This window comes from Pseudomonas monsensis, from assembly GCF_014268495.2.
Taxonomy (GTDB): Bacteria; Pseudomonadota; Gammaproteobacteria; order Pseudomonadales; family Pseudomonadaceae; genus Aquipseudomonas; species Aquipseudomonas monsensis.
Genome location: NZ_CP077087.1, coordinates 2,831,212 through 2,842,823 on the forward strand (window position 1 = coordinate 2,831,212; position 11,612 = coordinate 2,842,823).

The 11,612-nt window shown below is 61.9% G+C and carries 9 protein-coding genes; 3 read left to right on the plus strand and 6 right to left on the minus strand.

From position 1 onward, the window contains the following. The first annotated feature begins 66 nt into the window (after positions 1–66). Positions 67–3,093, plus strand: coding sequence for a D-2-hydroxyglutarate dehydrogenase YdiJ (gene ydiJ / locus HV782_RS12520; protein WP_186747197.1), 3,027 nt, complete (start codon positions 67–69; stop codon positions 3,091–3,093). On the opposite strand, the gene HV782_RS12525 is transcribed toward ydiJ, so the two are convergent. Genes HV782_RS12525 through HV782_RS12535 form a run of 3 tightly spaced genes read right to left on the minus strand, consistent with a single transcriptional unit; the run spans position 3,026 to position 5,283 of the window. Continuing rightward, the gene (locus HV782_RS12525) at positions 3,026–3,715 is read right to left on the minus strand and encodes a paraquat-inducible protein A (protein WP_123467879.1); all 690 of its coding nucleotides are present in this window, start codon (positions 3,713–3,715) and stop codon (positions 3,026–3,028) included. The two genes, ydiJ and HV782_RS12525, sit on opposite strands and share 68 nt — an antisense overlap. Beyond that, positions 3,712–4,308: a paraquat-inducible protein A gene (locus HV782_RS12530; protein ID WP_123467881.1), complete on the minus strand. Its 597-nt coding sequence runs from the start codon at positions 4,306–4,308 to the stop codon at positions 3,712–3,714. The genes HV782_RS12525 and HV782_RS12530 overlap by 4 nt, the downstream gene beginning before the upstream one ends. Positions 4,309–4,362: 54 nt before the next feature. Next, positions 4,363–5,283, minus strand: a complete 921-nt coding sequence (locus tag HV782_RS12535) for a LysR family transcriptional regulator (RefSeq protein WP_128615307.1) — start codon at positions 5,281–5,283, stop codon at positions 4,363–4,365. Between the two features lie 103 nt (positions 5,284–5,386). On the opposite strand from HV782_RS12535, the gene HV782_RS12540 reads away from it, so the two are divergent. Then, positions 5,387–6,922 carry an MFS transporter gene (locus HV782_RS12540; protein WP_186747195.1) on the plus strand — a complete coding sequence of 512 codons (1,536 nt, stop codon included), beginning with the start codon at positions 5,387–5,389 and terminating at the stop codon, positions 6,920–6,922. 87 nt (positions 6,923–7,009) lie between these two features. Here HV782_RS12540 and HV782_RS12545 read toward each other — a convergent pair whose 3' ends face one another. Next, positions 7,010–8,401 (minus strand): aldehyde dehydrogenase family protein, encoded by a 1,392-nt coding sequence (locus tag HV782_RS12545; protein ID WP_186747193.1) that lies wholly within the window; start codon positions 8,399–8,401, stop codon positions 7,010–7,012. A gap of 103 nt (positions 8,402–8,504) precedes the next feature. Between HV782_RS12545 and ptrR the strand changes: the two genes are divergently transcribed. Continuing rightward, the gene (gene ptrR / locus HV782_RS12550; RefSeq protein ID WP_128614320.1) at positions 8,505–9,383 is read left to right on the plus strand and encodes a putrescine utilization regulator PtrR; all 879 of its coding nucleotides are present in this window, start codon (positions 8,505–8,507) and stop codon (positions 9,381–9,383) included. A gap of 13 nt (positions 9,384–9,396) precedes the next feature. Here ptrR and HV782_RS12555 read toward each other — a convergent pair whose 3' ends face one another. Together HV782_RS12555 and HV782_RS12560 are read right to left on the minus strand one after the other, a co-directional pair. Continuing rightward, positions 9,397–10,020: a glutathione S-transferase family protein gene (locus HV782_RS12555; protein WP_186747191.1), complete on the minus strand. Its 624-nt coding sequence runs from the start codon at positions 10,018–10,020 to the stop codon at positions 9,397–9,399. Between the two features lie 101 nt (positions 10,021–10,121). After that, positions 10,122–11,537, minus strand: a complete 1,416-nt coding sequence (locus tag HV782_RS12560; RefSeq protein ID WP_186747189.1) for a purine-cytosine permease family protein — start codon at positions 11,535–11,537, stop codon at positions 10,122–10,124. Positions 11,538–11,612 lie beyond the last annotated feature (75 nt).

The following is an 11,612-nucleotide window of genomic DNA, read 5'->3' on the forward strand; positions in this document are numbered from 1 at the left end:
GCAATCATTCATTGCGCACAACTGTTCACCGCCACACGGCCCGATTTTGACCGAGATTCCTGACCGATGATTGCCCAGCTGTCGCCCGCCACTGCATTGACCGCCGATTACCAGCAGTTCCTCAACGCCCTGAAAGCCAGCGGCTTTCGCGGTGAAATCAGCGCCGATTACGCCAGCCGCGTGGTGCTCGCCACTGATAACTCGATCTATCAGCGCCTGCCGCAAGCGGCGGTGTTTCCGATGGACGCCGAGGATGTGACGCGGGTCGCGCGACTGATCGCCGAACCGGCTTATCGGAAAGTGGTGATCACCCCGCGTGGCGGCGGCACCGGCACCAACGGTCAGTCACTGACCGACGGCATCGTCGTCGACCTATCGCGGCACATGAACCGCATTCTGGAAATCAACGTTGAAGAGCGCTGGGTGCGCGTACAGGCCGGGGTGGTCAAGGATCAGCTCAACGCGGCACTGAAGTCCGCCGGGCTGTTTTTCGCTCCGGAACTGTCGACCTCCAACCGCGCCACCGTCGGCGGCATGATTAACACCGACGCCAGCGGCCAGGGCAGTTGCACTTACGGCAAAACCCGCGACCACGTGCTCGAGCTCGACATGATCCTGCGCGGTGGCGAGCATTTGCACGGTCAGCCGCTTGATGAGCGCGAGTTGCTTGCCCAGTGCGCCCGCGAAGATCGCGTCGGTGAAGTCTATCGCTGCGCGCGGCAGATCATTGATGAACAGGGCGCGCTGATCAAGGAACGCTTCCCCGATCTCAATCGCTGCCTCACCGGTTACGACCTGGCGCACCTGCGTGAGGCGGACAACCGCTTCAACCTCAATAGTGTGCTGTGCGGCGCTGAAGGCTCGTTGGGGTTTGTGGTCGAGGCCAGGCTCAATGTGTTGCCGATCCCCAAACACACCATGCTGGTGAACATTCGCTACGCCGGTTTCATGGATGCCCTGCGCGATGCACGGGCACTGATGGCGCTCAAGCCGCTGTCGATCGAAACCGTCGACTCGAAAGTGTTGCTGCTGGCGATGCAGGACATCGTCTGGCACGGCGTCGCCGAATACTTCCCGGAAAGTGCCGCGCGGCCGACGCTGGGGATCAACCTCGTCGAGTTTTGCGGCGATGATGCCGATGAGCTGCAGGGCCGAGTCGAGGCGTTTGTCGCGCACTTGGGCAGCGACCGCACCGTCGAACGTCTGGGGCACACGCTGGCTGTCGGTCATGCCTCGGTGAACAAGGTTTACGGCATGCGCAAACGTGCGGTCGGCCTGCTGGGCAACGTGGCCGGTGAGGCACGCCCGCAACCCTTTGTCGAAGACACCGCCGTGCCGCCGCAGCACCTGGCCGAGTACATCGCCGAGCTGCGCGAGCTGCTCGACAGTCACGGTTTGCAGTACGGCATGTTCGGCCATGTCGATGCCGGCGTGCTGCACGTGCGGCCGATCCTCGACATGAAGGATCCGCAGCAAGCGGCGCGGGTGCGCCCGGTGTCCGATGGCGTCGCCGCGCTGACCCAGCGTTATGGCGGCTTGCTCTGGGGCGAGCACGGCAAGGGCCTGCGTTCGGAGTACGCACCGGCGTTCTTCGGTGAACTGTATCCGGCCCTGCAGGCGCTGAAGGCGGCATTCGACCCGTTCAACCAGTTCAACCCGGGCAAGATCGCTACCCCGGCCAACACCGACGCGGCGTTGTTGAAAATCGATGAAGTCACGTTGCGTGGCGAGCTCGATCGGCAGATCGACGAAAAAGTCTGGCAGGACTACGGTGCGGCGATGCACTGCAACGGCAACGGCGCCTGCTACAACTTCGACCCCGACGACGCCATGTGCCCGTCGTGGAAGGCCACTCGTGAACGTGCGCAGTCGCCCAAGGGGCGTGCATCGCTGATTCGCGAATGGCTGCGTTTGCAGGGCGAGGCGGGGGTGGATGTGCTTTGCGATACGATCCGTCGTCCGGCATTTTTCAGCAGCCTGTGGACACGCTGGCGCAACAGCCGCAGCCAGGATGCCGATTTTTCCCATGAGGTGTACGACGCCATGGCCGGTTGCCTGGCGTGCAAGTCCTGCGCCGGCCAGTGCCCGGTGAAGGTCAATGTGCCGGAGTTTCGTTCGCGGTTTCTGGAGCTGTACCACAGTCGTTATCTGCGCCCGGCACGGGACTATCTGATCGCCTCGCTGGAATACAGCATCCCTTACATGGCGCGGATTCCGGCGCTGTACAACGGTGTGATGGGCGCCGCGCTGGTTCGCGGTCTGCTCGAACGCCTGGGGGGAATGGTCGATGTGCCGTTGCTCAGCCGCTTCGATTTCCATGCGGCGATGCGTCGCTGGCAGGTGCAACCGGCGACGGCGGCGACGTTGTCGGCGCTGACGCCGGCACAACGCGAACGCAGCGTGGTGTTGGTGCAGGATGCCTTCACCCGTTACTTTGAGGCACCGTTGCTGGCGGATCTGGTCGAGCTGATATCACGCCTCGGTTATCAGGTTTACCTGGCGCCGTTCAACGCCAATGGCAAGCCGCTGCATGTGCAGGGGTTCCTCTCGGCGTTCAATCGGGCCGCGCTGCGCAATGCTCGTCAATTGCGTGAACTGGCGGATATCGGTGTGCCGCTGCTGGGCCTCGATCCGGCGATGACCCTGGTCTATCGCCAGGAATACCTCAAGGTGCCGGGCATGGAGCACTGTCCCGAAGTGGCGCTGGTGCAGGAGTGGCTGCTCAAGGTCATGCCGCAGCAAACGCCTCAGGCCAACGCCGGTGCCTTCCGTTTGTTGGCCCATTGCACGGAAAAGACCAATGCGCCGGCGGCGACCCGGCAGTGGGAGCAGGTTTTCGAGCGCGTGGGTTTGAGCCTGGCGACCCAGGCCACCGGTTGCTGCGGCATGTCCGGGACGTACGGACATGAGGCGCGCAACCGGCAAACGTCGGCAGTGATTTATGAACAGTCGTGGGCACGGCAGATCGCTGAGCCGGCGCAAAAGGGCGAAGCGCTGGCCACCGGTTACTCATGCCGCAGCCAGGTCAAGCGCCAGTCGGATCAGGCGCTGCGCCATCCGTTGCAGGTGTTGCTGGAGGTGCTGCGTCGCTGAGCGGCTCGTCGTCCGGGGTGTTGTCCCAGATCAGCCGTGGATCGAAGCTCATTGCCGAGAGCATGGTGAACACCACGACCAGGCCGAAAAACAGGATGCCCGGTCGTGGCTCGATATCACCCAGCGCCTGAAACTTCACCAGCGCCGCGACCAGGGCGACCACCAGCACGTCGAGCATCGACCAATAGCCGATCAGCTCGACGAAACGGAACAGCTTCGAGCGCTCACGGCGCGCCCAGCCACTATCGCGTTGCACGGTGATCAGCAGCAGCGTCAGGGCGACGAACTTGATCCCCGGCACTGCGATACTGGCGATAAAGATGATCAGGGCGATGTCCCACGCGCCCCCCTCCCAGAACTCCAGCACGCCACTCATGATCGTGCTGTCGGCGCCGTTGCCGAGCATCACCGTGTTCATCACCGGCAGCAGGTTGGCCGGTACGTAAAACGCCAGCGCGGCGAACATGTACGCCCAGGTGCGGTTCAGCGAGTTGCTCTTGCGTCGATGCAGGGGGGCCTCGCAGCGCGGGCATTCGTGCGGCTCGTCGGTCATGTCGCAGGCCAGGCCGCAGCTGTGGCACAGACACAGGTTGAGTTCGCTGGCGGTCGGTGGTCGCTTCACAGGATGTCCCATAGATCACGAATGTCGCGGCCGGCGATGCGGATCATCATCAGGCTCAGCACGGCCAGCGCGAACAGACCGATGCCGGGCAGCACATCGAGCAGCCCGGCCAGTTTGAATACTGCGACCATTGCCCCCAGCAGACACACTTCAAGCATGCTCCACGGGCGCAGCGTTTCCAGCCAGCGCATGCACACCTTGAACCCCGGCGCGCGCCGGGAGGACAGGGCGAAACTCAACACCCAGATCAACAGCACCAGTTGAAACGCCGGGGCAATGATGATCGAAATCGCCGCCACCATCGCCATGAACGTGATCGGCCCCTGACTCAACGCCAGGACCGAGTCCCACAACGTTGCGCTGTTTTTCAGGCCCTTCATGCTGATGCTCATCACCGGATAGAAATTGGCGAACAGCCACAGCATCGACGCGGTGAACGACAGCGCCAGACGCTGTTCGACGGTCAGACCGTTATAGCGCTGCAACACGCCACCGCAGCGTACGCACAGGGTTTTCTGGTGTTTGGCGAGGGCGACTTTCTCGTACACGCAGTCGCAGTGCTCGCAGATGATCAGCTGTTCGGTGTTGACCATGGACAACGGGCCTTCAGGGCAGGAACCCGTTGACTATAGACGCTGATCCCCCGGTCATCGAACGCTTGCCCCATGCCCCTGCAGGAGCGGGGTGTCGCGGACGAAGTCGATGAAGGCCTTGAGCGGCGCCGGTACGTGCCGGCGGCTTGGGTAATACAGGTGCAGCCCCGGGTAATAGGGGCACCAGTCAGCCAGCACTTCAATCAGCCGGCCGGATGTCAGGTGCTCGCTGACCATGTTTTCGAACACATAGGCCAGCCCCAGTCCTTGCAAGGCCGGACCGACCATCAGGCTGACATCACCGAGGGTCAGCGGCCCGTTGACTTCGATGTCCTGAGCAATACCGCCGTGCTCGAACTCCCACCGATACATCGACCCGCTGGGGAACCGATGACGAATACACGGCAAATCATGCAAGTCCTCAGGTTTTTGCGGCGCCACATGACGTTGGAAAAAGACCGGTGAACCGACCACCACCGAACGCAGGGGCGGGCCAATCGGCAACGACACCATGTCCGCCTCCAGTCGATCGCCGAAGCGCACCCCGGCGTCAAAGCCACTGGCAACGATATCCAGTAATGCGTCGCTCTCGACCACTTCCAGGCGGATGTCCGGATACGCCAGCAAAAACTCACTGGCAATCGGCAGCACCACCAGTTCGCAGGCCTGACGCCCCGAGGTGATACGCAGGTTACCCGAGGGTTTGTCGCGAAAATGGTTGAGGTCTTCGAGAGCATCGTCGATGTCGCGGAACGCCGGTTTCAGCCGCGCGTACAGGCGCTCTCCAGCCTCGGTCAACGCCACGCTGCGGGTCGTACGATTGAACAGGCGCACGCCGAGGCGATTCTCCAGCGCTTTCACCGAATGGCTCAGGGCCGAAGGCGTCAGACCCAGCTCGATGGCGGCTTTGCTGAAATTCAACTGCTGCGCGGTGCACACGAAGACCGAAAGATCGGCCGCTGAAGGGGATTTCATCTGTGAATGCCTTTCACAAAGCTATGCAAATTTGTTGGGATTATCACATCAGTAGCACGCCCTTACAGTCGCAGCCTGGCATTTTTTTGAAAAGGAAGAGTTCATGACACCTGTCACTCAACTGCAAGGAGCGCGTAACAAGCGGTTGATCCTCGCGGCCGTCTGCCTGTCGGCACTGGTATTGCCCTTGAGTTTTACCGGTGGCGCGGTGGCAACCCCCGCCATTGGCCGTGATTTGGGCGGCAGCCCCGTCGCGCTGACGTGGATCACCAATGCCTTCATGTTGTCGTTCGGCAGCTTGTTGATGGCAGCGGGGGCGTTGGCCGATGTCTATGGGCGTAAACGCTTGTTCACCTTCGGCATGCTGCTGTTCACTGGCGCCTCGATTGCGCAAAGCCTGGCGCCTTCGGTGTTCTGGCTGGACGTGCTGCGCGGCGTTCAAGGTGTGGCGGGGGCGGCGGCGTTGGCCAGTGGTTCGGCGTCGTTGGCGCAAGAGTTCGAAGGCCATGCGCGGACCCGTGCGTACAGCGTCCTCGGCACCACGTTCGGTATCGGTCTGGCGTTCGGGCCTTTGGTGGCTGGCGCGTTGATCGAGGCATTCAACTGGCGGGCAATTTTTGTCTTTACCGCGTTGATCGGGGTGATCGCCATGGTCTTCGGCCTGCCACGCATGCGCGAAAGTCGTAACCCGGATGCCATGGGGCTGGATTGGCCGGGCACGATCAGCTTCAGCACGATGCTGGCGTTGTTCACCTTCGGCGTGATTCAGGCCCCGGAAAGCGGTTGGGGCAGCCCGCTGGTGGTTGGTCTGCTGAGTGCATCGGCATTGTTGTTGGCGGCGTTCGTGATGATCGAAATGCGCGTCAAACACCCGATGCTCGATCTGACCCTGTTTGGTTTTCCGCGCTTTATCGGCGTACAGATGCTGCCGATCGGCACCTGCTTTTGCTACATCGTGTTGGTGGTGATGCTGCCATTGCGTTTTATCGGCGTGGAAGGCTTGAGCGAAATCGACGCCGGCCTGCTGTTGCTGGCGCTGTCGGCACCGATGCTGGTGGTGCCGATGCTGGCGGCGTCGATGACCCGGTTTGTTTCGGCGGGGATCTTGTCGGGGATTGGTTTTCTGATCGCTGCATCAGGGTTGCACGCGTTGAGTCTGTACAACATCGGCGAACCGAAATCCGCCTTGGTCATGGCGATGGTGTTGATCGGGATTGGCACCGGTTTACCGTGGGGCTTGATGGATGGTTTGTCGGTCAGCGTTGTACCGAAAGCGCGCGCTGGGATGGCGGCGGGGATCTTCAACACTGTGCGAGTGGCGGGTGAGGGCATTGCGCTGGCGGTTGTCGCCGCAGTGCTGACCTCGCTGTTGCAAACCGATCTGACAAATGCAGTGGCAGGCAGTGTCGATGCGGCGCTGATTGCCGAGACCGCACACCGGGTCACCACCGGCGATAGGGGCCATGCAATCAACACCGTTGCGGGGCTGACAAAGGAACGTCTGGTGGACGGGTATGCGTCGGCGTTTCAATATCTGTTGCACATCCTCACGTTGATTACTCTGGTCTCGGCGGCGGTGGTGCTGGGGTTGTTGAGCAAGGGGCTGACTGTCACGGAAGCGCAGCAGGTCGCGACATGACAGCCAACGCTTGTGGCTGCGGTCGCTCCCGCAAAACCCGTGCAGGCGCAGGCCTGCAGGGAGATGGGTAACGCCTGGGATCAGCGATTATTTGCGATCCAGCCACACGGTTTGCGCGTTGCAGAATTCGCGTACGCCGAAGTGCGACAGTTCGCGGCCGAAACCGCTTTTTTTCACGCCGCCGAAGGTCACGCGCGGGTCGCTGGCGGAGTAGCCGTTGATGAACACGCCGCCGGTCTCCAGCTCGCTGGTCAGTTGCTGGGCCAGTTGTACGTTAGCGGTGTAGATCGTCGCGGTCAGGCCGAACTCGCTGTCGTTGGCCAGGGCCACCGCATGCGCGCAATCGCGGGCGGTGATGATCGACGCCACCGGGCCGAACAGTTCCTGTTTGAACGAGGTCATGCGGTCAGTGACATCGGCCAGCACGGTCGGCTCGTAATAGTTGCCCGGACCTTCGGCCTTGCTGCCGCCGAGGAGGAGCGTGGCGCCTTCTTCGAGGGTGTCGCGCACTTGCTGATCAAGTTCGTCACGCAGGTCGAAACGTGCCATCGGGCCGATGTAGGTGTCGGCGGACAACGGATCGCCGACCTTCAGCTTGCGCGTCGCTTCGACGAATTTGCGGGTGAATTCCTCGACCACACCTTCTTCGATGATCAGGCGCTTGGCCGCAGCGCACACTTGGCCGGAGTTCTGGTAACGACCGATGACGGCAGCTTGAACGGCTTCGTCGAGATCGGCGTCATTGAGCACGATGAACGGGTCGGAACCGCCCAGCTCCAGCACGCATTTTTTCAGCGCAGCACCGGCCTGAGCACCGATGGCCATGCCGGCGCGGACGCTGCCGGTCAGGGTCACGGCGGCGATGCGCGGGTCGGCGATGGCGGTCGAAACGCCTTCCGGGGTGACGTTGAGCACTTCAAATACGCCCTCAGCGAAGCCGGCGTTGTTGAAAGCATCGCGCAGCAGGTAAGCGCTGCCCATCACGTTCGGCGCATGCTTGAGCACGTAGGTGTTGCCGGCGATCAGCGCCGGCACTGCACCGCGCAGCACTTGCCAGATCGGGAAGTTCCACGGCATCACAGCGAGAATCGGGCCGAGCGGGCGGTACTCGATTCGCGCTTTGCCGCCTTCCACCTGGGTCGGCTCGGCGTCGAGCATGGCCGGGCCGTGTTCGGCGTACCACTCGCAGAGCCTGGCGCATTTTTCGATTTCGCCACGGGCCTGGGCAATGGGCTTGCCCATTTCCAGAGTGATCATGGTGGCCATGGCTTCGGCGCTGTCACGCAGGGCACCGGCCAATGCGCTCAGGGCACGGGAGCGGTCTTGCAGCGGCTTGCGTTTCCACTTCGAGAAACCGAACGCGGCGCGGGTCAGCGCAGCGTCGAGGGCCTCGGCTGATTCAAAGGCGTAGTGACCGATCTGCTCGCCGGTGGCGGGGTTGATCGAGATGGCGTGGGTCTGGCTGGAAATCTGGCTCATGGCTGGCTCCTGCGAGTTCAGTGGATGGGCCCAGAGTAGGCTGGTGTTTGTTTTCTGGAAACTGAATAATAAAGATCGTTTCTTTCACGATTGGAGAATGACTGTGGATCTGGTGCAGCTGGAAATCTTCAAGGCCGTTGCCGAGCACGGCAGCATCAGCGCCGCCGCGGCGCAGATCCATCGCGTGCCGTCGAACCTGACCACACGAATCAAACAGCTGGAGCAGGATCTGGGCGTCGATCTGTTTATTCGCGAGAAAAGCCGATTGCGCCTGTCACCGGCCGGCTGGAGTTTTCTCGAGTACGCGCGGCGCATACTCGACCTGGTGCAGGAAGCGCGGGCCACCGTTGCGGGTGAAGAACCGCAGGGCGCGTTTCCGCTGGGGTCGCTGGAAAGCACGGCGGCGGTGCGCATCCCGCAGCTGCTGGCGGCGTACAACCAGTTGCATCCCAAGGTTGATCTGGACCTGTCGACCGGCCCGTCCGGGACGATGATTGACGGCGTGCTCTCCGGGCGCCTGGCGGCCGCGTTCGTCGATGGCCCGGTGCTGCACCCGGCGCTGGAAGGCGTGCCGGCGTTCGAGGAAGAAATGGTCGTCATTGCACCGCTCAATCACGCACCGGTGCAGCGTGCGGCAGATGTGAATGGCGAGAATATCTATGCCTTCCGTTCCAACTGCTCTTATCGGCACCACTTCGAAAAATGGTTCAGCACCGACGCTGCCGTGCCAGGCAAGATTTTCGAGATGGAGTCCTACCACGGCATGCTCGCCTGCGTCAGCGCCGGTGCCGGGCTGGCGCTGATGCCACGCAAAATGTTGCAGAGCATGCCCGGCAGCGCCACGGTCAGTGTCTGGCCACTGGCGGCGGATTTTCGTTACTTGACGACGTGGCTGGTGTGGCGCCGGGGCACGGTGTCGCGTAGCTTGAGCATGTTTGTGCGCTTGCTGGAAGAGCGTGGGGTGGTGCGCGCAGAAGGGTAATTGACACTTTGTGTCACGGCGTGCCGTTTCTGCCGTAGAGACGGAAGCCTTCGCGTTGGCTCAGACGTTCGTAATACGTCCTGACGGCAGGATAGTCCGGGTGTCCGAGTGGCGTTTCAAACCAGCGATTCACCGACAGCCCGATGGGAATATCCGCCAGCGAAAAACGCTCGCCGCTGACATACGCGCCGGTTTTCTCCAGTTGCCGGTTGAGGATGTCCATGTTCTTCGACCACTGTTCGATTCCGCGGGCCAATGCGGCGCTGTCCTGATAATCCGGCGAGCGGCGCACCAGGGAAGTGAAGGCGTACGACCATGAGCGGTTCAGCTCCGAGGCCTGCCAGTCGATCCACTGATCGACGCGCGCGCGGGCGCGTGGCTCGGTGGGGTAGAGGTCTGCGCCGGGGTAATTGGCCACCAGATAACGAATGATCGTGTTCGATTCCCACAACGTGAAATCACCGTCCTGAATCACCGGCACCATGGCGCATGGATTCAGCGCGAGAAACTCAGGTGTGTGGGTCGCCTGGAATCCCGAACCCCAGTCTTCACGATCGAACGGCAGTTGCAGTTCAGCACAGGTCCACAGCACTTTGCGCACGTTGATTGATGAGGCTTTGCCGAGTATTCGCAGCATTGGCGGTCCTTGTTCCGTCATCGTCGGACTCAAAGAAATACCACAGCGCCATGCAGAAGGCCCGCACGAGGCGGGCCTTTTTTTAGGCTATCGGGACAATCTCACAGACTGCTCGCCAGTTTGCCGCTGGTCATGCGCCGACGGTAGGCCGTGTCGCGATTGGCCAGCCAGAAATACAGCGGTGACGTCACCAGCAAGCCCACCAGCCATGACAGGTCTGCTCCGTTGATATGCGCCGACACCGGGCCGACGTACAGCGGCGTGTTCATGAACGGGATCTGCACGGCGATGCCGATCGCGTATGCCAGCAATGCTTGCGGGTTGTAGCGGCCGTAGATGCCGCCATCGACCTGGAAGATCGACTGGATGTCGTACTGGCCTTTGTGGATGGCGTAGAAGTCGATCAGGTTGATCGCCGTCCACGGGACCAACACCACCAGCAACACCAGGACCATGTCGACGAAGTGCCCGATAAAGTCCTTCGACGCGCCGACGGCGGCGAAGCAGCAGGCCAGCAACACGATGATCGAAATCACTGCCCGGCTCTTGGCGGTCGGGATCCAGCGGTAGGCGAAGGTTTGCACCAGGGTAATCAGCGACAGCACCGCGCCATACAGGTTGAGCGCGTTATGGCTGATCACGCTGAGCAGGAACAGCACCAGCATCAGCGGGCCAATCGAGCCGGTGGCGAGTTTGACCGCATCCATGGTGTCCATGCCTACCGGTGTGGCCAGTACGGCAACGGCACCGAAGATGAACGCCAGGCTCGAGCCCAGCGCCGAACCCAGATAGGTCGTCCAGAACGTCGACGAGACTTTCACGTCGGCCGGCAAGTACCGCGAATAGTCGGACACGTACGGCGCAAACGCGATCTGCCACAGCGCTGCCAGCGAAACGGTGGCCAACCAGCCGGAGAGGTTGAAGCTGCCACGGGTCAGGAAGTCATCGGTCTGGATATGGGTGAAGATGTAGCCGAAACCGACGACGATGCCGATCCCCAGCACCCAGGTGCCGATGCGGTTGAGCACGTGAATGAAGCGGTAGCCGATGATGCCGATGATCCCCGAACCGAACGCGCCGATGACGATGCCGACCGGCACCGGCACGCTGTCGACCACACCGTGTAATGACTTGCCGGCCAGCACGATGTTGGAGGCGAAGAAACCGATGTACATCACGCCGGCGATCAACACCACCAGCAAGGCGCCGAGCGAGCCGAACTGCGCGCGACTCTGGATCATCTGTGGAATGCCCATTTGCGGGCCCTGCGCCGAGTGCAGCGCCATCAGCACGCCGCCGACCAGATGGCCGACGAGGATGGCAACGATGCCCCAGACCAGATTCAAGTGAAACAACTGCACGCCCAGCGCCCCGGTGACGATGGGTAACGGCGCGATATTGCCGCCGAACCAGAGCGTGAACAGATCCCTGACCTTTCCGTGGCGATCTTCCGGGGGCACGTATCCTATCGTGTGTTTTTCAATCAGCGGAGCGGAGGTGGATGCAACGGTAGCCATGACGGACTCCAAGGCAAGGATGAGTACGTGGACGTACTTCGGTAAGCGCCGGCACGGGCGGCGCAATTCTTGTTG